The 21,150-nt window shown below is 72.1% G+C and carries 20 protein-coding genes and 1 tRNA gene; 15 read left to right on the forward strand and 6 right to left on the reverse strand.

The annotated features are described in order from the left end of the window. Positions 1 to 198 precede the first annotated feature (198 nt). The 6 genes from ACGFIS_RS08895 to ACGFIS_RS08920 all read left to right on the forward strand — a co-directional run bounded on the left by ACGFIS_RS08895 (position 199) and on the right by ACGFIS_RS08920 (position 8,591). Positions 199 to 2,193 carry an amino acid permease gene (locus ACGFIS_RS08895; protein ID WP_392902384.1) on the forward strand — a complete coding sequence of 665 codons (1,995 nt, stop codon included), beginning with the start codon at positions 199 to 201 and terminating at the stop codon, positions 2,191 to 2,193. Between the two features lie 209 nt (positions 2,194 to 2,402). Beyond that, positions 2,403 to 3,236 carry an NUDIX domain-containing protein gene (locus ACGFIS_RS08900; RefSeq protein WP_392902381.1) on the forward strand — a complete coding sequence of 278 codons (834 nt, stop codon included), beginning with the start codon at positions 2,403 to 2,405 and terminating at the stop codon, positions 3,234 to 3,236. Continuing rightward, entirely contained in the window at positions 3,233 to 4,270 is a 1,038-nt protein-coding gene (locus tag ACGFIS_RS08905; protein WP_392902379.1) for a molecular chaperone DnaJ, read from the forward strand. The genes ACGFIS_RS08900 and ACGFIS_RS08905 overlap by 4 nt, the downstream gene beginning before the upstream one ends. 39 nt (positions 4,271 to 4,309) lie before the next feature. Next, on the forward strand, positions 4,310 to 5,281 hold the full coding sequence (locus ACGFIS_RS08910; RefSeq protein WP_392902376.1) for a hypothetical protein: 972 nt from the start codon (positions 4,310 to 4,312) through the stop codon (positions 5,279 to 5,281). 4 nt (positions 5,282 to 5,285) lie between these two features. Further along, positions 5,286 to 6,569 carry an adenylosuccinate synthetase gene (locus tag ACGFIS_RS08915; protein ID WP_392902373.1) on the forward strand — a complete coding sequence of 428 codons (1,284 nt, stop codon included), beginning with the start codon at positions 5,286 to 5,288 and terminating at the stop codon, positions 6,567 to 6,569. A gap of 54 nt (positions 6,570 to 6,623) precedes the next feature. Beyond that, positions 6,624 to 8,591: a hypothetical protein gene (locus tag ACGFIS_RS08920; RefSeq protein ID WP_392970083.1), complete on the forward strand. Its 1,968-nt coding sequence runs from the start codon at positions 6,624 to 6,626 to the stop codon at positions 8,589 to 8,591. A gap of 4 nt (positions 8,592 to 8,595) precedes the next feature. Here the strand turns inward: ACGFIS_RS08920 and ACGFIS_RS08925 are convergent, their stop codons facing one another. The 3 genes from ACGFIS_RS08925 to ACGFIS_RS08935 are packed head-to-tail and all read right to left on the reverse strand — an operon-like array spanning position 8,596 to position 11,546. After that, on the reverse strand, positions 8,596 to 9,210 hold the full coding sequence (locus tag ACGFIS_RS08925; RefSeq protein WP_392970086.1) for a hypothetical protein: 615 nt from the start codon (positions 9,208 to 9,210) through the stop codon (positions 8,596 to 8,598). 42 nt (positions 9,211 to 9,252) lie between these two features. Continuing rightward, on the reverse strand, positions 9,253 to 10,845 hold the full coding sequence (locus ACGFIS_RS08930; protein ID WP_392902365.1) for an MFS transporter: 1,593 nt from the start codon (positions 10,843 to 10,845) through the stop codon (positions 9,253 to 9,255). A gap of 14 nt (positions 10,846 to 10,859) precedes the next feature. Further along, positions 10,860 to 11,546: an LppX_LprAFG lipoprotein gene (locus tag ACGFIS_RS08935; protein ID WP_392902363.1), complete on the reverse strand. Its 687-nt coding sequence runs from the start codon at positions 11,544 to 11,546 to the stop codon at positions 10,860 to 10,862. A 179-nt stretch (positions 11,547 to 11,725) separates the two neighbouring features. On the opposite strand from ACGFIS_RS08935, the gene ACGFIS_RS08940 reads away from it, so the two are divergent. After that, positions 11,726 to 11,799: transfer RNA gene (locus ACGFIS_RS08940), tRNA-Ile, on the forward strand. A gap of 277 nt (positions 11,800 to 12,076) precedes the next feature. Here ACGFIS_RS08940 and ACGFIS_RS08945 read toward each other — a convergent pair. After that, complete coding sequence (locus ACGFIS_RS08945; RefSeq protein ID WP_392902361.1) at positions 12,077 to 12,850, reverse strand: enoyl-CoA hydratase-related protein; 774 nt, start codon at positions 12,848 to 12,850, stop codon at positions 12,077 to 12,079. A gap of 64 nt (positions 12,851 to 12,914) precedes the next feature. Here ACGFIS_RS08945 and ACGFIS_RS08950 point away from each other — a divergent pair, with 64 nt between their 5' ends. The 8 genes from ACGFIS_RS08950 to ACGFIS_RS08985 all read left to right on the forward strand — a co-directional run bounded on the left by ACGFIS_RS08950 (position 12,915) and on the right by ACGFIS_RS08985 (position 19,969). After that, positions 12,915 to 13,307: a hypothetical protein gene (locus ACGFIS_RS08950; RefSeq protein ID WP_392902359.1), complete on the forward strand. Its 393-nt coding sequence runs from the start codon at positions 12,915 to 12,917 to the stop codon at positions 13,305 to 13,307. A gap of 16 nt (positions 13,308 to 13,323) precedes the next feature. After that, positions 13,324 to 13,629, forward strand: a complete 306-nt coding sequence (locus tag ACGFIS_RS08955; RefSeq protein WP_392970088.1) for an MTH1187 family thiamine-binding protein — start codon at positions 13,324 to 13,326, stop codon at positions 13,627 to 13,629. Positions 13,630 to 13,972: 343 nt separating this feature from the next. Next, positions 13,973 to 14,788: an ABC transporter ATP-binding protein gene (locus tag ACGFIS_RS08960; protein WP_392902354.1), complete on the forward strand. Its 816-nt coding sequence runs from the start codon at positions 13,973 to 13,975 to the stop codon at positions 14,786 to 14,788. Then, positions 14,785 to 15,645 (forward strand): ABC transporter ATP-binding protein, encoded by an 861-nt coding sequence (locus ACGFIS_RS08965; RefSeq protein WP_392902352.1) that lies wholly within the window; start codon positions 14,785 to 14,787, stop codon positions 15,643 to 15,645. The genes ACGFIS_RS08960 and ACGFIS_RS08965 overlap by 4 nt, the downstream gene beginning before the upstream one ends. Further along, positions 15,642 to 16,532 carry a branched-chain amino acid ABC transporter permease gene (locus ACGFIS_RS08970; protein WP_392902349.1) on the forward strand — a complete coding sequence of 297 codons (891 nt, stop codon included), beginning with the start codon at positions 15,642 to 15,644 and terminating at the stop codon, positions 16,530 to 16,532. The genes ACGFIS_RS08965 and ACGFIS_RS08970 overlap by 4 nt, the downstream gene beginning before the upstream one ends. Beyond that, positions 16,525 to 17,643 carry a branched-chain amino acid ABC transporter permease gene (locus tag ACGFIS_RS08975; RefSeq protein ID WP_392902347.1) on the forward strand — a complete coding sequence of 373 codons (1,119 nt, stop codon included), beginning with the start codon at positions 16,525 to 16,527 and terminating at the stop codon, positions 17,641 to 17,643. The genes ACGFIS_RS08970 and ACGFIS_RS08975 overlap by 8 nt, the downstream gene beginning before the upstream one ends. Continuing rightward, the gene (locus ACGFIS_RS08980; RefSeq protein WP_392902345.1) at positions 17,640 to 18,908 is read left to right on the forward strand and encodes an ABC transporter substrate-binding protein; all 1,269 of its coding nucleotides are present in this window, start codon (positions 17,640 to 17,642) and stop codon (positions 18,906 to 18,908) included. Before ACGFIS_RS08975 ends, ACGFIS_RS08980 begins: the two co-directional genes overlap by 4 nt. A 218-nt stretch (positions 18,909 to 19,126) precedes the next feature. Further along, the gene (locus ACGFIS_RS08985; RefSeq protein ID WP_392970091.1) at positions 19,127 to 19,969 is read left to right on the forward strand and encodes a siderophore-interacting protein; all 843 of its coding nucleotides are present in this window, start codon (positions 19,127 to 19,129) and stop codon (positions 19,967 to 19,969) included. A 31-nt stretch (positions 19,970 to 20,000) separates the two neighbouring features. Here the strand turns inward: ACGFIS_RS08985 and ACGFIS_RS08990 are convergent, their stop codons facing one another. Beyond that, complete coding sequence (locus ACGFIS_RS08990) at positions 20,001 to 20,210, reverse strand: DUF397 domain-containing protein (protein ID WP_392902341.1); 210 nt, start codon at positions 20,208 to 20,210, stop codon at positions 20,001 to 20,003. After that, positions 20,207 to 21,150, reverse strand: a 944-nt coding sequence (locus tag ACGFIS_RS08995; RefSeq protein WP_392970094.1) for a Scr1 family TA system antitoxin-like transcriptional regulator, incomplete at its 5' end; no start/stop codon positions are given. The genes ACGFIS_RS08990 and ACGFIS_RS08995, both read right to left, overlap by 4 nt.

The following is a 21,150-nucleotide window of genomic DNA, read 5'->3' on the forward strand; positions in this document are numbered from 1 at the left end:
CGCTGCGCCACGTCGCCGCCCGGCGGCTACCAGGCGGTTTAGCATTATCCGCCAACAGATCGTTGGCACCGATCCGCCCGGAAACGTTGCGATTATGGTCATACCTGGTTAATTCTTAGGGACTTCAGCAGACCATCATCTCGCGATCAGCGGCGCGGGTTCAGCGTCCCCGGCCCCCCGGCCTGGGGGGAGAAATCTATGACCTGGGACATGCGCATGCGCAACAACATGTTCCGGCGGCTGCCGGTGGAGCGGGCGACCGGAAGGCTCTACGGCGGCCGGCACCGGCTCCGCGTGGTCTACCGGACCCGCGATCTCGTCGTGCTCGGCCTCGGCGTCATGATCGGCTCCGGCATATTCAAGATCGCCGGTGAGCAGGCCGCCGCGACCGCCGGGCCGGGCGTACTCGTGTCGTTCCTCATCGCGGGGGGCGTCTGCCTGCTGGTCGCGCTCGCGTTCGCCGAGCTTTCCTCGATCATCCCGGTGGCGGGCAGCGCCTACTCCTTCAGCTATGTCGCGTTCGGCGAGGTGTGGGCGTGGATCGTCGGCTGGGCACTGGTGATGGAGCTGCTGCTGGCCGCGTCGGTGCTGGCCCGGGTCTGGTCGCTGTACGCGGCGCAGGCGCTGAACGACTTCGGGGTACAGGTCCCCGGATGGCTCGGCGACCTGATCGGCCAGCAGAAGGGCCCCGACCTCTTCGCCCTCCTCATCCTGCTGCTGGTCGTGCTGATGCTCGCCACCGGCAGCCGGATGAGCCTGAAGACCCTGTGGTTCATGGTGATGGCCAAGGTCATCGTGATCGGGCTCGTCATCGCCACCGGGCTGAAGTTCTTCAGCGGCGGCAACCTCACCCCGGTCCTGCCGCCCGCGCGACCGGCGCCCGAGGCCGACCAGACGGTGCTGGACGCCATGCTCGGCGCGGTCGGCGGCGGGACCCCGGAGGTGTTCGGGATCTGGGGGCTCTTCGCGGCGGCGCCGGCCATCGCGTTCGCCTACATCGGATTCGACCTCATCGCGACCGCGTCCGAGGAGACCGAGGACGCCCCCCGCAAGGTGCCGCGCGGCATCATCACGGCCCTGCTCGCCGCCGTCGTGCTGTACGCCGCCGTGGCGGTCGCACTGGTCGGCATGGTCGGGATGGACGGCTTCGCCAAGCTCGATCCGGACAAGCTGCTGATCGCCGCGGCGTTCGACTCGGTCGGCGCGGGCGCGATGGGCAAGCTCGTCGACGTGGGCGTGGTGCTCTCCCTGACGACCGTCATCCTGGTCGTGCTGGTCAGCCTGACCCGGGTGATCTTCTCGATGTCGCGCGACGGGCTGCTGCCGCGGCCGCTGGCCTCCATGAGCCGCTACAAGGTGCCGTCCCGCGCCACGCTGCTTGCGGGCGGCGCGGCCGTGGTGACCTCGCAGACGATCGACGTGCTCACACTGGAGCAGCTCGTGGTGATGGGGACGCTGTTCGCGTTCCTGTTCGTCCCCGCCGCCGTGATGGCGCTGCGCCACTCCCAGCCCGACCTGCACCGCCCGTTCCGCGTGCCGGTGGCGCCGCTCACCGCCGTGGTGACGATGTTCGCGGTCGGCTGGCTGATGGTGAACCTGAAGGTCCAGACATGGGGCTACTTCGCGATCTGGATGGTCGCCGGACTGCTGCTGTACCTCGTCTACGGGCGCCGGAAGAGCCAGATGAAGCTCCTGCTGGACGAGCCTCCGCCCGAACGTCCCGTGGCCGCCCGGCTGGCCGCGCCGCCGCCGGGAGGCGGCCCGTTCCCGGGCCCGCCTCCCCCCGGTGGCGCCGCGGTCGCCCCCTACCCGCCCGGCGGAGTGCCGGCGGGCGGGTACCCGGGCCAGGGGACGGGATCGTGGCCGGGCGACATGCGTCCCGGGCCGTTGGCCCCGGAGAGCCCCTACCCGACGGGCCGCTACTCGACGGGACGGCAGCCGACCGGCCAGTTCGCCCGGGAGCCGGGCCGGCCCGAGCCGCCCGGCCCGCCAGCCGACCCGTACGGCATCGACCCGGGCGTCTCCGATCCGTACCCATCGGGCCCGTACGGTTCCGATCCCTACGGTTCCGATCCCTACGGGTCTGACCCGTACGGCTCCGATCCGTACGGATACGGCCCGCCCGAGGGCCGGCCGCCCCACGACGGGGAGCACCAGGAACCGCCTCCCGGCGGCGGACGGCACCGCCGCTGACGGGCCGACTACCGAAACTTTCGATTTGTAGAGTTCCGCCGAACGACGAGGGCGCCGCACCCGTTTCCCGGGGGCGGCGCCCTCGTCGCGTCCGGGACGGGCCGGGCGACCGGCTGGACAACGGCCACCGCCTGAGCTAGGTTACTCTCAGCATGAGATTGACTCATATTGAGACTTACTCGGAACGAGATCAGCTGGGAGAGGCGCGGATGTCCCCGGAACCGAGGCGCGACGAAAGCGAGTTCCTCGCGAACTACGACCCTCGCGACTACGACCCGGTCGCCGTGACGGTGGACGTGGTCGCCCTCACCATCCGCGACGGCGCGCTGCACGTCCTGCTGGTGCGGCGCGGAGTCGCCCCGTACGAGGGGATGTGGGCGCTGCCCGGCGGATTCGTCCAGGCGGGCGGGCCGCTCCAGGGCACCGGCGCCGAAGACCTGCCCGACGCCGCCGTCCGGGAACTCGCCGAGGAGACCGGCCTCAGCGCCAAGGGCGGCGTGCTCGGCCGCGTCCACCTGGAGCAGCTCGGCACGTACGGCTCCCCCGGGCGCGACCCGCGCATGCGCGTCATCTCCGTCGCCCACCTCGCGTTCGCGCCGGAGCTGCCGGACCCCGAGGCGGGCGGCGACGCGGCCGACGCGGCGTGGGTCCCGGTGGACGCGCTCGGCCTGTCCGAGTCCGGCGACCAGCGTCCGGGCACCACCCGCCGCCTGGCGTTCGACCACGCGCGGATCCTGTCGGACGGGCTGGAGCGGGCGCGCGGGAAGCTGGAGTACACCCCGCTCGCCACTGCCTTCTGCGGGGGCGAGTTCACCATCCCCGAGCTGCGCTCGGTGTACGAGGCGGTGTGGGGCGAGGAGCTGCACGCCGGCAACTTCCACCGGAAGGTGCTGTCGGTGCCCGGGTTCGTGGAGAGCACGGGCGCGACGTCCGACCGGGGCGGCCGCCGCGGCGGACCCCGGCCCCGGCTCTACCGGCCGGGCGACGCCCGCCTCCTGCACCCCGCGCTGCTGCGGCCGAGCAGGGAGGAGGACATCAGATGAGCGGCCGGGGAACGGACCTGGACGACGCGCTGGCGCGGCTCGACCGGGCGCGCGTCCCCGCGGACCTGTTCGGCGGCGACGCCGCGGAGGCGGCGCGGCGCTACCGGCGGCTGGCGCGGCTCGTCCACCCGGACGCGACCGGCGGGCGGACCCGCGACGCCTTCATCAGGCTGAACGCGCTCTGGCGCGGCTACAACCGGGACGACGCGACCCTGATCACCACGCGCCGCCACGCGTACCGGCTCGCCGGCGCCCAGATCGGCGGCGACCTCGCCGAACTGTACGGGGCGCGCCCGGACGGCGGCGGACGGGCGGTGCTGCTGAAGATGCCGCGCGACCCCCGTGACGGGGACCTGCTCGAACGCGAGGCCGTGGCGCTCCGCCGGCTCCCCAGGGACGGCGATGGGAGGTTCCTGCCGTACGTCCCGCGGCTGGTCGAGTCGTTCCGGCACCGGGACGCGTCCACCGGCGCGGAGCGGCGGGTCAACGTGGTCGCCGCGCTGGACGGGTTCCACACCCTGACCGCGGTCGGGAAGGCGTTCCCCGGCGGCGTCGACCCGCGCGACGCGGCATGGATGTGGCGGCGGCTGCTGGTCGGCCTGGGGTTCGCGCACCGCGCGGGCGTCCTGCACGGCGCGGTCCTCCCCGACCACGTGATGATCCACCCGGAGAGGCACGGCCTGGTCCTGGTCGACTGGTGCTACTCCGTTCCGGGCCGCGACGCGGCCACCGGCCCGGCCGGCCGCGTGCCGGCGATGGTGGACCGCCACGCGGACCTGTACCCGCCGGAGGTTCCGGGACGGCGGCCGGCGAGCCCGGCCACCGACATCTTCATGGCCACCCGGTGCATGACCGGCCTGATGGGCGGCAAGGCGCCCAAGGCGATGCGCGCGTTCGCCCGCGGCTGCCTGCTGCCCGCGCAGAACCGGCGCCCGTCCGACGCCTGGCGGCTGCTGGCCGAGCTGGACGAGCTGCTGGACGGGCTCTACGGCCCGCGGCGCTTCCGCCCGTTCCACCTGCCCCTCGCCCGCTGACACCCCTCGAAGACCCCTCCCACACCGAAGGAGACGATCATGGGAAGCGGAAACTGGTCCACCGACGTCTACGCCGCGCGGGCGAGCTACCGCGCGTCCACCGGCGCCAGCGCGTTCGCCTACTCCGACGGCGGCGCCACCACCGTCCACCCCGACCTCGACCCGCGCGGCGTGACCGCCCGGGAGAGCCGCGACTCGGACGACCACCCGGAGCCGCTCGCGATCGGCGTCCTGTTCGACGTGACCGGTTCGATGGGACACGTCCCGCGGACGCTGCAGACCAAGCTCCCCGACCTGCTCGGGCTGCTGCTGCGCAAGGGATACGCCGAGCACCCGCACATCCTGTTCGGCGCGGTCGGCGACGCGACCTGCGACCGGGCGCCGCTGCAGATCGGCCAGTTCGAGGCCGACAACCGGATGGACGACGACCTCGGCAAGATCCTGCTCGAAGGCGGGGGCGGCGGCCAGATGCGCGAGTCGTACGAACTGGCCATGTACTTCATGGCCCGCCACACCTCGATCGACTGCTTCGACAAGCGCGGCAGGCGCGGCTACCTGTTCATGATCGGTGACGAGCTGGCCTACCCGAAGGTCAAGCGCGGCGAGGTCGCGAAGGTCATCGGGGACGACCTGGACGAGGACGTCCCGGTCGAGGCGATCGTCCGCGAGCTGCAGCGCAGGTACGAGGTGTACTTCATCATCCCGGAGGGCGCCCACCACGCCGGCAGCCGCGAGCTGAGGGACTTCTGGCGCGGGCTGCTCGGCCAGAACGTCCTGCACCTGGACGATCTCGACGCGGTCTGCGAGACGATCGCGCTGACCGTCGGGCTCGCCGAGGACGCCATCGACCTCGACGAGGGCCTGGGGCACCTGGCGGAGGCGGGCTCGGACGCGGGCGCGTCGGTGTCGCGGGCGCTGGCCCGGCTGGACGCGTCCCGCGCGCCGGTCGCGGTGTCGTCCACGCCGCCCGGCCTGGACGCCGCCGGCCCGTCCGCGACGACCCGGCTCTGACCCGATGGGGCACGTGATCGTCGTCGACCTCGGGTTCGGGGACGCGGGCAAGGGCACGGTCGTCGACCACCTCTGCTCCGCGTCCCCCGTCGCGGCGGTCGTCCGGTTCAACGGCGGGGCGCAGGCGGCGCACAACGTCGTCACGGCGGACGGGCGGCACCACACGTTCGCCCAGCTCGGCTCGGGGACGTTCACGCCGGGCGTCCGGACGCACCTGTCGCGGTTCATGCTCGTCGACCCGCTGTCCCTCGCCGCCGAGGCGGACCATCTGCGGGGGCTGGGCGTGCGCGACGCGCTCGACCGGCTGACCGTCGACCGGGACGCCCTGCTGACGACGCCGTACCACCGGGCCGCCAACCGCGCGCGGGAGTCGGCGCGCGGCGCGGCCCGGCACGGGTCGTGCGGGATGGGCATCGGCGAGACTGCGTCCTACGCCCTGGCGCACGACGACGCGCCGCGCGCGGGCGACTGCCTGTCGCCCGCGCGGCTGCGGCGCCGGCTGACCGCCGTGCACGACTGGTATCGCGACACCTTCCCGTCGGGCGAGGACGTCCCGGGCGCCGATGCCTGCGCCGCCGCGTTCACCGCGTTCGGCGAGAGGGTCGCGATCGTGGACGCGGGCCACCTGCACGGCCTGCTCCGCACCGGGAACGTGGTGTTCGAGGGCGCCCAGGGCGTCCTGCTGGACGAGTGGCACGGCTTCCACCCGTACACGACCTGGTCGACGACCACGTTCGCCAACGCCGAGACGCTGCTGGCCGAGGCGGGCGAGTCCGCCGCGCGGCTCGGGGTGCTGCGCGCGTACGCGACCCGCCACGGCCCCGGCCCGTTCGTCACCGAGGACCCGGCGCTCACGGCGGACCTGCCCGACCCGCACAACGGCACCGGCCGCTGGCAGGGCGCGTTCCGCGTCGGCCACCTCGACGCCGTCGCGCTCCGGTACGCGCTGGACGTGGCGGGCGGCGTGGACGGCCTGGCGGTCACGCATCTGGACGTGGCGGGGGCACGTCCAGACCTGCGGGCCTGCCTGGCCTACGACATGGACGGCGAACGGGTCGGGCGGCTGGCGACCGGGCCGCCCGACCTGGACCGCCAGGCCGGTCTCACCCGCCGCCTGTTCGCGGCGCGTCCCGTCTACGCGCCGCTCGGCCGTCCGGTGGAGACGATCGAGGACGCGCTGCGGGCCCCGGTCGTCCTCCGCTCGTACGGCCCGGCCGCGGCGGACAAGCGCGTGACCGTTCCGTTGCCCACCCGGAACCTGGCCGACTCCGGACGCCTCTTGACCTGAGCCTCCGGTGAAATCAAGATCGGCTGAACGTCGCGGATCCTCCGGAGGTGGACGTTGCGTCTCCCCCAGCGCACTCTCTCGGCCGTCGCGGCGCTCGCCGCGTCCCTCGCGCTCCTGACCGTCCCGCCCGCGGTGACGTCCGCCGCGGCCGAGACCGGGCCCGGCTGCGATCCCATCGACCCGGCGGCGTGCCTGCTGCCGTTCCCGAACGACTGGTACACGGTGCCCGACGCCGCGACCCCGACGGGCCGCCGCGTCCACATGCGCACCACGCTGACGAACGCGCTCGGCATCCCGGTGTCGCCGGACGAGTGGAACCGGGCGGACGGCTTCTCCCCCGGGTCGATGCTGCTCAGCCGCGTCCCCGGCCTCGACCTCACCCGCACCGGCGCGGCGCCGGTCACCGACATCGGCGCCTCGCTCCGCGACGACGCCCCCATCGTCATCGTGGACACCGCGACCGGCGAGCGCCAGCCGTACTGGGCGGAACTGGACGCCAACGCGCCGGACGACCGCAGGGCGCTGATCATCCGCCCGGCCCGGAACTTCCGCGAGGGCCACCACTACGCCGTCGCGCTCCGGAACCTGCGCGACGCGTCCGGGAACCCGATCGGGCCGAACGACGCGTTCACCGAGATCCTCGGGCCGGCGCTGCCGTCCTCCGACCCGCTCCACGAGCGGCAGCGGGACACGCGGAAGGTCCTCGCGGCCCTCGAACGCCACGGCGTGGGCCGCGACGGCCTGTACCTCGCATGGGACTTCACCGTCGCGAGCCGGCAGAGCCTCGCCGGACCCGTGCTCCACATGCGCGACGAGGCGCTCGGGAGGCTCGGCGACCGCTCCCCGTCGTTCCTCGTGACGCAGGTGACCGACGACGTCGACGACAAGATCGCCCGCGAGGTCAGGGGGGTCGTCTGGGCGCCGAGCTACCTCGACCAGTACGGCGGCCTGCCCGGGGCGTCGCTGCACCGCGGCCGGGACGGGAAACCGGAGCGGCTGCCCGGCAACTCCCAGGCCGTCCCGTTCCAGTGCGAGATCCCGAGATCGGCGTTCACGGAACCGGCCCGTCCCGCCCTCTACGGGCACGGCCTGCTCGGCGGCGAGGACGAGGTCGACGCCGGCAACGTCACGTCCATGGCCTCCGAGCACGGGTTCGTGTTCTGCGCGACCAGATGGATCGGCATGTCCGAGGAGGACGTCCCGAACGTCGTCTCGGCGCTCGCCGACCTCACCCGCTTCCGGACGGTCGCGGACCGCACCCAGCAGAGCTTCCTGAACTTCATCTTCCTCGGCCGCGCCATGACCCGCGGCTTCGCCGGCCACAAGGCGTTCCAGGACGACGCGGGCACGTCGCTGATCGACGCGGACGCCGAGCTGACCTTCGACGGGAACAGCCAGGGCGGCATCATGGGCGGCGCGCTCACCGCCGTGTCGCCCGACATCCGCCGCGCCGTCCTCGGCGTCCCCGCGATGAACTACAGCACGATGCTCAACCGCAGCTCCGACTTCCCCCAGTACGGGCGGGTCCTCGACCTGTTCTACCCCGACAGGCTCGACCAGCAGATCGGCATCGCGCTGATCCAGATGCTGTGGGACCGCGGCGAGGCCAACGGATACGCCTGGCACATGACCGGCGATCCGCTGCCGGGCACGCCGGGGCACCGCGTCCTCATGCACGTCGCGTTCGGCGACCACCAGGTCGCGCCCGTGGCCGCCGAGGTCCAGGCGCGCACGATCGGCGCCCGGATCCACGCCCCGGCCGTCCGGCCCGGCCGCAAACCCGACAAGGTCCCCTACTGGGGCATCCCGGCGTTCGGCGCGTCCCACGACGGGTCCGCGATGGTCGTCTGGGACAGCGGCTCCCCGCACCCGCCGCTCAGCAACACGCCGCCGGCCGAGGGCCGCGACCCGCACTCCGACCCCCGCAACAACGCCGACGCCCGCAGGCAGAAGGCGATCTTCCTCAAGACCGGCACGGTCAGGGACGTGTGCGGCGGCGGCCCCTGCGTGATCACGCCCTGACCGGTCAGGAGCGGGGATTGTGGCCCGCGTCGGCGTCCATCCGGGCCCAGTCGGCCTCCCACATGCGGTCGCGGTGCCGGTCGCAGCGGCGGCGGACGACGATGTACATCACCAGGACCGGCAGCCCGCAGCCGAGGACGGCCGCCGTCCCCGCGTAGGCGGCGTCGGTCACCGTGCGGCTGTGCGGGCGGGGCCGGACCGCCGGGTTCCCGTCGCGGTCGACCCAGATCCTCCGCTGCGCGCCGACCTTGGCGCCCTTCCAGCTCGGCAGCGTCCCGACGCGGTTCTCGCCGTTCTCCCCCGCCCAGGTGGCATGGACGGTCTCATGGACGTAGCGGTCGCCGGACGCGCCGATGCCGCCGGTCGCGGTCACCGTGGCGACGACCTGGCGGCGGTTCGCCCGCTCGGCGTCCTCGGCGCGGACGCCGGCCTCGTAGGACCAGGTCGCGGCCCAGGCGGCCAGTGGCGGCGCGGTGCCGAGAAGCAGCACGAGCAGGGCGAGGGCGATCACCCGCTGGACGCGGTCCACCCGGCGCCGCAGCTCGCTGCGCTCCAGTCCGAGCCGCCGGCGCAGCCTGGTGAGCGGCGTGCCTCCCCGGCCGATACCGGACCTGCGCATCTGCGTCACCTCCCCGGGGAGTGCCCTCCCGGCAAGAGGCCTTCAGCCTTCTTCGCCCAGGATATTCCCGAGTCCGCTGATCGGCACGTGGCCTGTGGCCGAATCCTTTCCCGCTTCGCGCCCGGTATGCCCGAATGGTGACCGAATTTCGCCATCGCCCGGATCGTCGTCCGAGTCCCGGTGGCCCCCGCCACCCGCGGCCAGCGCGAGAAGAGCACCGAGAACGCACATCCCGGCGGTGATCCAGAAGATCTCCTGGTACTCGGTGCGCAGCGCCTCGTCCAAGGCCGCGTTGTAGATCTTCATCTGCCGCGCGAACTCGCCGTCCGACATCAGGAACGGCAGCGGCGGCTTCAGATCGGCGGTCAGCGCGTGGAAGCGGTAGAACCCCCACGCCGACAGCGCGGAGATCCCGAGCAGCATCCCCATCATCCGCGCCACGACCACCGCCGCCGACGCGACACCATGCCTGCCCGCGGGAACGAACCTCAGCACCGCCGACGACACCGGCGCGATCACCAGGCCGAGGCCGAGGCCCGTGACCACGAGATCGACGTCCATCCGCGGCAGCGGCCCGTACGAGGCGTCCGCCAGATCCGCCGGCCACGCCGCGATCAGCAGATAACCCACCGCGGACACCGCCATGCCCGCCGCCATCGGCCACCGCTCACCGAACCGCCTGGCGATCACGCCCCCGGCCACCGCCGCGACCGGCAGCGCGACCAGGAACCGGGTCAGCAGCAGAGCGCCCTCCGTCGCGTCCTTGTCCAGCACGGTCTGCGCCACCAGGACGACGTCCACGAGCGTCACCATCAGCGCCGCACCCGACAGCAGGCTCACACCCAGCGTCGCCAGCAGCGGCCCGCGCCGCACACCCGACAGGTCCAGCAGCCGCGTCCTCGCCTTGACCTCCCAGAACACGAACACCACGAGGACGGCGGCACCCGCGATCAGCACCGGCGGACCCCACGGCGGCAGCGCCGACTCCTGCGGCTCCGGGTTGTAGACACCGGCGACCAGCAGCCCCAGCCCCAGCGCCAGCAGCAGCCCGCCCACCACGTCAACGCCGGGCCTCGGCCCCTCCCCGCGCCCGCCCGGCACCGCGAACTGAACGGCGACCATCGCCACCAGCACCAGCGGAAGATTGATCCAGAAGATCGCCCGCCACTCCAGGACCGCCGCGACACCCGCCCCGTACAGCGGCCCCAGCACGCTGCCCAGCTCCTGCGCCGCCCCCACCGCGCCCAGGACCACCGGCCGCTGCCGCTCCTCCCACAGGTCACCGGCCAGCGCCATCGTCACCGGCAGCAGCGCGCCGCCCGCGACGCCCTGAACCACCCGTCCCGCCGTCAGCAGCGGCACACCCCCCGCCAGCGCCGTGACGGCCGAACCCACCGCGAAGAACACCAGGCACGCCTGCAGCAGCGGCCGCCGCCCGAACCGGTCCGACAACTGCCCGAGCAGCGGCATCGCCGCCACGTACCCCAGCAGGAACCCCGTCAGGACGGGCGTCACCCGCTCCAGCCGGTTGATCGGGATCTTGAGGTCCTCGACCACCGGCACCAGGATCGTCGTGACGACATAGGCGTCCAGCGCGGCCAGCAGCACCACCGCGCCGCCGGCCCCGATCGCCACCCGGCGACGCCGCCTCACTTCGGGGCGCGGATCTCGTACGGGGCGTCGAACTCGGTGAACGAGATCACCACCGCACCCTTGTTCTCAGGGAACGCACCGCGGACCTTCACCAGGCGATGGTCGGCCTTGCTCACCCAGACCTGACCCTCCAGATCCGCGTTGATCCCCGGGATGAGGCCCGAGATCTGGGCCTTCGGGAGCTTCGCCCCCACCCGGTAGGTCTCCTTCCCGGCCACCTTCTCCTCGGCCTGCGGCTCCGGCGACGCCGCCGACGTCAGCAGCTTCGAGATCCCCCGCTCCGGATCCAGCACCGCCGACGGGTCGTACATGCTCGCCGCCAGCGCCTTCGGCACCTTGCGCCAGCCACCCGTCCCCGCGTCCAGGTAAATGCTCTCCCCGACCGCGACGACCTTCATTTCGACGTTCTGGCCCTGCTGCTCGACCGTCAGCGTCCCCTCCGCGTCACCCGCCCGGAGCAGCTTCATGTCGCCGCCCTTCACGATGACCGGAGTCTCCCCCTCCGACTCCACGGTGAACGCCACGCTCTTCAGATTTCCCATCGCCTGCGCGGCCTGCCGCAGCGTCTGCGCGGCATCGAAATCCGCCTTCCCGGCGGGCTCGTCCGATCCGCCCCCGCTGCACGCACCGGTCGAAACCAGCGCCAGCAACACGGAAACGAGGACGAGGATGCGTCTGGACATACGCGGGACCTTACCGACGGGTACCCGCACCCGTCACTCGGTAGGAGGTATGACATCCTCCCACCCGAAGTACGACCCGCCGGTGACACGGCACCTCACTTTTCCTGTGGCAGCCGCGGTTTCCGCGCCGCTAAGATGACACCCGGGCCACGCCCCCACCGTCTACCGGGGGACGCCTCGGGGCGGTAGCTCAGCTGGTCAGAGCAGGAGACTCATAATCTCCCAGTCGCGGGTTCGAGTCCCGCCCGCCCTACAGAGTCTGGGCGAACCGTGTCCGCTGGGGGGCGCGGACCGGGACTCTTCCGTCATGCCGACCCGGGGGGCGACCCCCGGACCCCCGATGTGGGGGCTCCGCCCCCACGCCCCCTGTCGGCTCAGGTTGTTGCACCGGCACGGTCGGCTCGGGGACCGGTCCTTGGGGCTCCGCCCCTCGCCCCCGTCGGCTTGAGGTCACTGCACACGTGAGCGTCAGCCCGGGGACCGGTCGATGGGGCTCCGCCCCTCGCCCCTCTGCTGGGTGGGCTTCTGGGTCAGGCGGGCCAGGTGGGGTGGCGTTTCTCTAGGAATGCCGTCATGCCCTCCTGGGCCTCGGGGGTCTGGCTGGAGGCGGCCATCACCTCGATCGCGTAGGCGTAGGCGTCCTGCTCGGGGCGGTCGAACTGCGCATACATCGCCTGCTTGCCCAGGGCCTTGCTGCGTGGGCTGCCCTGGGTGGCGCGCAGCAGCAACTCGTGGGTGGCCTTGTCCAGCTCGTCGTCGGGCACCGCGTAGTTGATCAGGCCCCAGTCGGCGGCGGTGGCGGCGTCGAAGACCTCGCCGGTGAGGGCCATCTCGGCCGCGCGTTTGCGTCCGACGTTGTGGGCGATCGCGACCAGGGGCGTGTGGCAGAACCAGCCGCCCTTGCCGCCCGGCGCGGCGAAACCGGCGCTCTCGGCGGCGACGGCGAGGTCGCAGCTCGCCACGAGCTGGCAGCCGGCTGCGGTGGCGAGGCCGTGCACGCGGGCGACCACCACTTGCGGGACGGACTGGATCGTCCGCATCAGCTCGGCGCACACCTGGAGCAGGTCGCGGACGTCGGCGTGGGACGCCCCCGCCATGTCGGCGAAGTCGTGGCCGGCGGAGAAGACCGGGCCGTTCGCGGCAAGGATCAGGCCGCGGGTGTCGGTGCCGCCGGCCTCGCGGAACGCGTCCGTCAACGCGAGCAGGAAGGCGCGGGACAGCGCGTTACGGCGGCGCGGCCGGTTCATCGTGATCGTGGTGAAGGCTCCGTCGCGGTGGAGCAGGACGTCGTTGTCTTCGCTCATGGTCCAGACGTTACGTCAGACCCTCGTCGTACGGTGGGCGGGTCCGCTGACGCGCCGAGGGGGTATGGCCTTGAAGCTGCTCACCGCCACCAACTCCAGCCAGGGATTCCGCGACAACGACTTCGACTGGTGCGTCGAAGGGGAACTGGTCCACATCGGGATGGTGTGCGCCCGCGACCGCGACGACCCGGACGGCGGATGCGGCTGCGGCCGTTCGTTCGCCGGGCTCAACTCGCACCGCGCCACGACGACCGCGATGGTCAGGGAGGTTCCGGGGTTCACGAGCGACGACTATGTGCTGGCGATCAGGTCCAGCCTTGAGCAGCAGGGCTGCGACCCCGCGTTCGCCGAGCACGAGGCGGCGCTGCTGCGGTGCCTGGTGCGCGACTGGCCGGTGGGCGTGATCGTCGAGCGGCGGCTGGATGAGATCGTGGTGCGGCAGGTCCTGCAGCCCTGACCATGGGAGGTGCACGATGCTCGTCGCGTTCTCGGTGACCCCGCTCGGCGTGGGCGAGGAGGTCGGTGAACTCGTCGCGGAAGCGGTCCGGGTGGTGCGCGAGAGCGGCCTGCCCAACCGCACCGACGCGATGTTCACCACGATCGAGGGCGAGTGGGACGAGGTGATGGCCGTGGTGAAGGCCGCCACCGACGCGGTCGCGGCGCGTGCGCCGCGGGTGGGCCTCGTCGTCAAGGCCGACATCCGCCCCGGCGTGACCGGTGCCCTCGACGCCAAGGTCGAGTCGGTCGAACGCCACCTGGGCTCGACCACCGAACCCTAGAAGCCTGCTGGACGACCACCGCCGGTCGCTCGTGCGCCGCTGAGTCCACGACACACTCGCCGGCGGGCTTCAGGGCATGGCGACGCATGCCCATGCTCTGCATGCGCGGTTGCGCAGGGCACGTCGCGGGGGTGGGCGGCAGTGCCGGTGAACAATCGCTCACCGCGCACAACGGGGAGGGCGAAACGGCGCCCGAATCCCCCGGCGGGGCGGCCCCCACTGTGCTCGCCACACAACCCGAACGGCGTTCGATTGGACGCCCGCCACGTCTTGCCCGCGCCCCATGGACGCAGGTCGGCGGCCCGTGTTGGGGTGCCAGCCACACGAGAATGTGGAGGCGTGCATGGCGAACGGGACCCTCGCGGTCCGTGATCTGTCGGTGAGCTACGGCCGGGCCGTGCGGGCCCTGCGCGGGGTGTCGCTGGACGTCCCGGCGGGATCGGTCACGGCGGTGCTCGGCGCGAACGGGGCGGGCAAGTCGACGCTTCTCCGGGCGATCTCGGGGACGCTCCCGTTCCACCGCGGCGCGGTGGACGCGGGCACCGTGCGGCTGGGCGACCGGTCCCTGATCGGTCTGCACCCGGCCACGGTGGTGGCGGCAGGGGTGGTGCAGGTGCCGGAGGGGCGGCGGGTGTTCGGCCGGCTCAGCGTCGAGGAGAACCTGCGCGCCGGCGCGCTCGGCGCGCCCAGCCGGGCCGAGGCCGCGAAGGCGCACGGGCGGGTGCTGGAGCTGTTCCCGGTGCTGGCGGAACGGGCGCGGCAGCGCGCCGGGCTCCTGTCGGGCGGGGAACAGCAGATGCTCGCGATCGGGCGGGCCCTCATGGCGTGCCCGTCGGTGCTGCTGCTGGACGAGCCGACGCTCGGCCTCGCGCCGCTGATGGCCGAGCGGATCGCCGACACCGTCCGGGAGATCAACCTGCAGGGCACGGCGATCCTGCTGATCGAGCAGAACGCCGCCTTGGCGCTGGAGCTGTCGTCGGCGGCGCACGTGCTGGAGGTCGGTGCGGTCGCCCTGCACGGCCCGTCGGCGGAGCTGGCCGGCAGCGACGAGATCAGGCGCCGCTACCTCGGCGTCGGTGAGGAGATCGCCGACGACGCGGACGGCGAGGCCACCGATAAGGACGTTCCGCCGCCCGCGTTGGAGAGGTGGACCGGATGAGCGGAGCGGACCAGGGGACGCAGGAGGTCGTCCCCACACAGGACGCAGGGACGGGCGAGCTGGTCGTCAGCGGGCTCACGGTGCGGTTCGCCGGGCTGACGGCGTTGGACGACGTCGGCTTCACGGTCGCGCCCGGGAGCGTCCACGCGATCATCGGGCCGAACGGTGCGGGCAAGTCGACGTGCTTCAACGTCCTGTCCGGGGTGTACCGGGCGAGTGAGGGCAGCGTCCGGTTCGGCGGGGCGGAGCTGACCTCGCTGGCGCCGCACCGGATCGCGGCCCTGGGCGTCGCCCGCACGTTCCAGAACATCGCGCTGTCGCGGTTCCAGTCCGCCGAGGACAACCTGATGCTCGGGCGGCACCGCCTCACCCGCGCCGGGTTCGCGTCCGCGGGCCTGCGGATGCCGTGGGCGCGCCGCGAGGACGCGCGGCACCGGGCGCGGGTCCGCGACATCGCCCGGTTCGTGGGCGTGGACGAGCATCTCGGCGCCCCCGTCGGGATGCTGCCCTACGGCGTCCAGAAGCGGGTCGAGCTGGCCCGCGCGCTGGCGATGGAGCCCCGGCTGCTGCTCCTGGACGAGCCGGTGGCCGGGATGAACGGCGGTGAGCGGCGGCGGATGACCGAGGTCATCTCCCGCGCCCGCGCCGACCTCGGCGTCTCGATCCTGCTGGTCGAGCACGACATGGGGATGGTCATGCGGCTGGCCGACGAGGTCACCGTCCTCGACTTCGGCAGGCGCATCGCGGGCGGCGACCCGGCGCGGGTGCAGCGCGACCCGGCCGTGATCCGCGCCTATCTCGGTGCCGCCCACGTCCCGGCGGCGCCCTCCCACGCGGACCCGGAAGGAAATCCTTGAGCACGTTCATCGAGCTGGTGGTCAACGGGGTCTCGGCGGGAGCGGTGTACGCGCTCATCGCCCTCGGCTTCGTGATCATCTTCAAGGCCACCGAGGTGGTCAACTTCGCGCACGCGTCGCTGCTGCTGGCCGGCGGCTTCGTGACGGCCGTGCTGCACGACGACATCGGCTTCCTGCCGGCGCTCGCCGCGGGCATCGCCGCGGCGGCGGTCCTGGGCGTGCTGGTGGAGGTGCTGATCCTGCGGCACGCACGGGTGGAGAACCATGCGGTGCTGGCGATCGTGACGATCGGCATCGACATCGTGCTGACGACCGAGCTGACGCGGCGGATCGGCACGCAGGTCCTCTCGCTCGGCGACCCGTGGCAGAACAAGATCGTGTACGTGGGCGGGGTGGGAATCGCCCAGACGCGCATCGCCGCGTTCGTCGTCGCGGCTGTCATCATCGCGGCGTTCCTGCTGGCGTTCCGCTTCACGTCGTGGGGCGTGGCGATGCGGGCGGCGGCCGAGGACGGCGAGACGGCGTCGCTGATGGGCATCAGGCTGACGCGGGTCTCGCTGGCGGCGTGGGCGATCGCGGGCGCGCTGGCGGCCGTCGCGGCGCTGTTCCTGACGGTGTTCCCCACGCCGGGGCTGGACCGCAGCACGTCGTTCGCCGCGATGAAGGCGTTCCCCGCCGCGATCCTCGGCGGGCTCGACTCCACGACCGGGGCGCTGGTCGGCGGGCTCATCGTCGGGCTCACCGAGTCGCTCGTGACCGGCTACCAGGGCGACCTGACGTTCCTGGGCCGCGGCATCGGCGGCGTGGCGCCGTTCCTGGTGATGCTCGCCGTGCTGCTGGTCCGGCCCGCCGGGCTGTTCGGGACGAGGGAGCTGTCGCGTGTCTGAACGTCCGTCCGTCCTCCGCTTCCTCGGGCGGCGGTGGATCATCACCGCGGCCATCCTGGTCATGCTTCTCCCTCCGTTCTACCTGGACGCGTTCTGGCTGCTGACGGGCCTGTTCGCGATGTCCGCGGCGATCGGCGCGATCGGCCTGAACCTGCTGACGGGGTCCACCGGGCAGCTCTCGATGGGGCACGCGTTCTTCCTGGCCGTCGGCGCCTACGGGTACGTGTACCTGGCGTCCGGCTCGGAGGACGGCATGGTGGGCCTCGGGCTGCCGACGCCGCTGGCGTTCGTCGGCGCGGTGGTCCTCGCCGGTGTCGCGGGCGGCCTGTTCAGCCCCATCGCCGGGCGGCTGCGCGGCGTCTACCTCGGCATCGCCTCCCTCGCGCTGATCTTCGTCGGCCAGCATGTGCTGTTCAACGCCGAGAGCGTCACCGGCGGCTTCAACGGCCGCGACGTCCCGCCGCTGGAGATCGCCGGGTTCCGGTTCGACGACTCCCCCGGGGTGGTGCTGTTCAACGTGCCGCTCGGCGCGGTGGAGCGGCTGTGGTTCCTCGGCCTCGCGCTGCTGGTCCCGGCGGTGTGGATCGCGCGCGGCATCCTGCGCGGCCGTCCCGGGCGGGCGATGAACACGATCCGCGACCACGAGGTGGCGGCGGCCGTCATGGGGGTGCCGGTGGCGCGCTACCGGGCCGGCGTGTTCGTGCTGTCGTCGATGTACGCGGGCGCCGCCGGGGGGCTGCTGGCGCTGGCGTTCCAGCGGACCGTCCCCGACTACTTCGGGATGTTCCTGGCCCTGGACTACCTCGCCATGATCGTCATCGGCGGGCTGGGCAGCGTCGCCGGGGCCGTCGCGGGCGCGGTGTTCGTCTCCGTCCTGCCCCAGCTCCTCACGCGCTTCGGCGACGACCTGCCGCTCGTCGCGACCCCGGGCTCGGGCGGGGTCTCCCCCGCCGAGGCGGCCCGGATCCTGTACGGCGCCGCCGTCGTCGCCGTCGTCCTGTTCCTTCCCCGCGGCCTGGCCGGGATATGGCCGTGGCTGCGCGCCACGGCGTCGCGGCGCCGGGCCGCCCGACCCCTCACCCGACTCGAGAAAGAGGAGCAACTGGTATGAAGCGAATGGCGCGCGTCACGGCGGTCGCCGCCCTGGCGCTGGCATTGCCGCTGAGCATGGCGTCCGGCTGCAGCAAAAAGTCGACCGGCGGCCCGGGAGAGGCCGGTGCCGACGGCGTGAAGCAGGGCACCGGCGTCACCGACAAGAAGATCAGCGTCGGGATCGAGACCGACATGACCGGGGTGTACGCGCCGCTCGGCAAGAGCCTCACCCAGGCGCAGCAGCTGTACTTCGAGCAGGTGAACGCGCAGGGCGGCATCTGCGGGCGTACGGTCGAGCTCGTCGTCCGCGACCACGGGTACGACGTGCAGAAGGCCGTGGCCGCCTACAGCGAGCTGAAGACGAGCGTCATCGGCCTCACGCAGTTCGTCGGGTCGCCGATGGTGACGGCGCTCGGCGACCGCATCACGGCCGACAAGATGTTCGTCATCCCGAACGCGTGGGCGACGACGCTGCTCGGCAACCAGTACATCCAGGTCACCGGCACCACCTACGACGTCGACATGATCAACGCCCTGGACTTCCTGACCAAGGAGAAGGGGGTCGAGAAGGGCGACAAGATCGGGCACGTGTACTTCGAGGGCGACTACGGCGAGAGCGCGCTCGCCGGGTCGAAGTACGCGGCCGGCGAGCTCGGCCTGACGATCGTCGAGCAGAAGATCAAGGCGACCGACAACGACATGACCGCGCAGGTCTCGGCGCTGCAGAGCGCCGGGGTGACGGCGATCCTGATGAGCGCGGGCCCCAAGCAGTCGGCGTCGCTCGCGGGCGTCGCCCGGTCCAAGGGCCTGATGGTGCCGATCGTGGCGAGCAACTCCGGGTTCTCCCCGCAGCTGCTGAAGACCCCCGCGGCGCCCGCGCTGCTCAAGGGCTTCTACCTCGCCAGCGCCGGCGCGCCGATCGCGTCCGACCTGGCGCCGATCAAGAAGCTGGCGGACGACTACGCGAAGAAGTACCCGGGGCAGCCGCTGGACAGCGCGGTCGTCAACGGCCACACCAGCGCGGTCATCTTCGCGGACGCGCTGAAGAAGGCGTGCGAGGCCAAGGACCTCACCAGGGACGGGCTGATCAAGGCGCACCGGTCCACCACCACCTACGACGGCGGCTACGGGACGCCGATGGACTTCTCGAAGGTGGACGAGCCGGGCACCCGCAAGACCTACATCCTGCGGACGGACGCCAAGGCGCTCGGCGGCATGGTCGTCGAGCGGGAGGCCACCGCCTCCAAGGAGGCCGAGGCGTACAAGGTCCCGGCCGGCAAGTGACCCGCCCCGCTCATCGCTGATCTGCGGCGTGTCACCCCGAAGGAGCAAATCCTTCAGGGAGTGGCACGCCGCAGGTCAATGCGGGGACCTCGGCGAGGGCGCGGCCGGGCGCCGGCGTCCCGGCTCCGCCCTTTGATCAGAGATTAGGTTAGGTTAACCTAAGTAACGATCAAGCCCGCAACAGGGTTACCGCCGTTGATTCATGGAGTACGCCCGGCATGCCGAAACCGTCCCCCCCCTACGCGTTCTTCGACCTGGACGTCCTGCGGGCCGAGCGCCTCGGCCCGTCCATGGTCCGGGTCACCTTCGGCGGCGAGTCGCTGAACGGATCCGCCGAAACGGCGTTCGTCTCCGCCGGGCGTGACCAGCGCATCAAGGTGTTCCTCCCGCACCCGCACCAGGACGCGCCCGTCATGCCGGACGACAACGACGGCGAAACCTGGTTCGCCGACTGGAAGGCCCTGGACCCGGCCGAACGCGGCATCATGCGCTCCTACACCGTCCGCGACCACCGCCCCGGCGAACTCGACGTCGACTTCGCCCTGCACGTCGAGGGCTCCTCCGGCCCGGCCGCCACCTGGGCCGCGGCGGCCCGCCCCGGCGACCGCGTCACCATCCTCGGCCCGACCGGCTCCGACAACGGCGGCTACGACTTCCGCCCGCCGCCCGGGAGCCCGGTGCTGATCGCGGGCGACCTGACCGCGCTGCCCGCCATCGCGGGGAACCTCGCCTGGCTGCCCTCAGGAACGTCCGCCCAGGTCTGGATCGACGTCCCGCATCCCGGCGACCGGCAGCACCTGCCCACCGCGGCCGACGCGGAGATCACCTGGGTCGCCCCCGGCGGCCTGCTGGACGCGGTCCGCACCGCCGACGTCCCCGCCGACGCCTACGCCTGGATCGCAGGCGAATCCGCCCTGGTCAAGGCGCTCCGCCGACACCTGGTCCGCGAACGCGGCCTGAACCGCCGCACCGTCACCTTCTCCGGCTACTGGCGCCGCGGCGCCACCGAGGAGGACCTCCTCGCCGAGTCCGTCGCCGAGACCACCAACACCGAAGAGTAAGGCCCTCGCTGACGCCACCCGGGGTGCGGAATCAGCGCAGGTCGAGCCCGCCGCTCTTCACACGCTGCGCGAACGCACGCCATTCGGCGGACGCGAAAAAGAGCCTGGGCCCATCCGAATCCTTCGAGTCCCGCACCCCGACCTCCGCCGAAAGGCTCGCCACCTCGACGCAGGCGCCGCCGGTGTCGCCACTGCGGCTACTCTTCCGCCACTCGATCTTCGACGCGCTACCGATGCTCACAGACCCTCCAAGATCGTATGAAGGAGCTTCAGGGACTCATCCGTCGACAATGCCGCACCCCTGATCAAATCGAAACGTAGCGCATACGCCCGAACCACGCGTCCTTGCTCGATCAACTGGCCGCCCACATGACCTTCAACGTACGCGGCATCGGGCCCCTCGTCGAAGCCGAGGATCATGAACGCCCCCATGACCCCCGGGTACGATCCCTTGGCGCTCGGCACGATCTGCAGCGTGACGTTCAGCCGATCGGCCAGATCGATCAGGTGCTGCACCTGACCGCGCATGACCTCTGGGCCTCCGACCGGCCTCCTGATGGCGTACTCGTCGAAGACCACGACGACATGGCAGGGGTCCTCCCCTTCGAGGATCGCCTGGCGGGAGAGCCTCGTCGCCACCAACTCCTCGGCCTCACCGGGAGTCCGGCCGGCCTTCAGTTGCTCGTACGCGTACTCCCGCGTCTGAAAGAGGCCCGTTACAGCCATGGCTTCGAAGGTATGAATCACGCGTGCCATGGCCTCACGCTGGAGGAATTCGGCGAAGCCGGGCGGGAGGAGCTGGAGGTGTCCGAGACGCTGGATCCATTCCCAGATGCGGTGGAATGCACCTTTCGTCTCGAAGAACGTGTCGCAGTCCGTCGCGAAGTTCTCGGACGGGGCGCTCTCGCCTCGCTCCAGCAGGCCGATCCACTGAGGTGAGTAGCCGAGCTTCGCGGCGAGCTGGGGACGTCCGAGTTCAGCCGTTTCGCGGCATGCACGCAGTTCTGTACCGAAGAATTCGACGGGTGTCTTCGGTATTTCGATGGTACGGGCACGGCGGGGCATCATTGCCTCCAGGGGGAAAGCGGCTCTTCTGCTGTTCCCGTGGGTCGTTGACCGGCGGCGAGGTGGCTGCTGTGGCTGTGTGGCCTGGATAAACGAACACGCCGTACCCGGCGTAG

Source organism: Spirillospora sp. NPDC048824 (assembly GCF_043198455.1).
Classification (GTDB): domain Bacteria; phylum Actinomycetota; class Actinomycetes; order Streptosporangiales; family Streptosporangiaceae; genus Spirillospora.

What these genes read in the sequence shown, in the direction of transcription:
- ACGFIS_RS08895 (WP_392902384.1), top strand. Translation starts at nt 199, where the DNA reads ATGACCTGGGACATGCGCATGCGCAACAACATGTTCCGGCGGCTGCCG.
- ACGFIS_RS08900 (WP_392902381.1), top strand. Translation starts at nt 2,403, where the DNA reads ATGTCCCCGGAACCGAGGCGCGACGAAAGCGAGTTCCTCGCGAACTAC.
- ACGFIS_RS08905 (WP_392902379.1), top strand. Translation starts at nt 3,233, where the DNA reads ATGAGCGGCCGGGGAACGGACCTGGACGACGCGCTGGCGCGGCTCGAC.
- ACGFIS_RS08910 (WP_392902376.1), top strand. Translation starts at nt 4,310, where the DNA reads ATGGGAAGCGGAAACTGGTCCACCGACGTCTACGCCGCGCGGGCGAGC.
- ACGFIS_RS08915 (WP_392902373.1), top strand. Translation starts at nt 5,286, where the DNA reads ATGGGGCACGTGATCGTCGTCGACCTCGGGTTCGGGGACGCGGGCAAG.
- ACGFIS_RS08925 (WP_392970086.1), bottom strand. Translation starts at nt 9,210, where the DNA reads ATGCGCAGGTCCGGTATCGGCCGGGGAGGCACGCCGCTCACCAGGCTG.
- ACGFIS_RS08935 (WP_392902363.1), bottom strand. Translation starts at nt 11,546, where the DNA reads ATGTCCAGACGCATCCTCGTCCTCGTTTCCGTGTTGCTGGCGCTGGTT.
- ACGFIS_RS08945 (WP_392902361.1), bottom strand. Translation starts at nt 12,850, where the DNA reads ATGAGCGAAGACAACGACGTCCTGCTCCACCGCGACGGAGCCTTCACC.
- ACGFIS_RS08950 (WP_392902359.1), top strand. Translation starts at nt 12,915, where the DNA reads ATGGCCTTGAAGCTGCTCACCGCCACCAACTCCAGCCAGGGATTCCGC.
- ACGFIS_RS08955 (WP_392970088.1), top strand. Translation starts at nt 13,324, where the DNA reads ATGCTCGTCGCGTTCTCGGTGACCCCGCTCGGCGTGGGCGAGGAGGTC.
- ACGFIS_RS08960 (WP_392902354.1), top strand. Translation starts at nt 13,973, where the DNA reads ATGGCGAACGGGACCCTCGCGGTCCGTGATCTGTCGGTGAGCTACGGC.
- ACGFIS_RS08965 (WP_392902352.1), top strand. Translation starts at nt 14,785, where the DNA reads ATGAGCGGAGCGGACCAGGGGACGCAGGAGGTCGTCCCCACACAGGAC.
- ACGFIS_RS08980 (WP_392902345.1), top strand. Translation starts at nt 17,640, where the DNA reads ATGAAGCGAATGGCGCGCGTCACGGCGGTCGCCGCCCTGGCGCTGGCA.
- ACGFIS_RS08985 (WP_392970091.1), top strand. Translation starts at nt 19,127, where the DNA reads ATGCCGAAACCGTCCCCCCCCTACGCGTTCTTCGACCTGGACGTCCTG.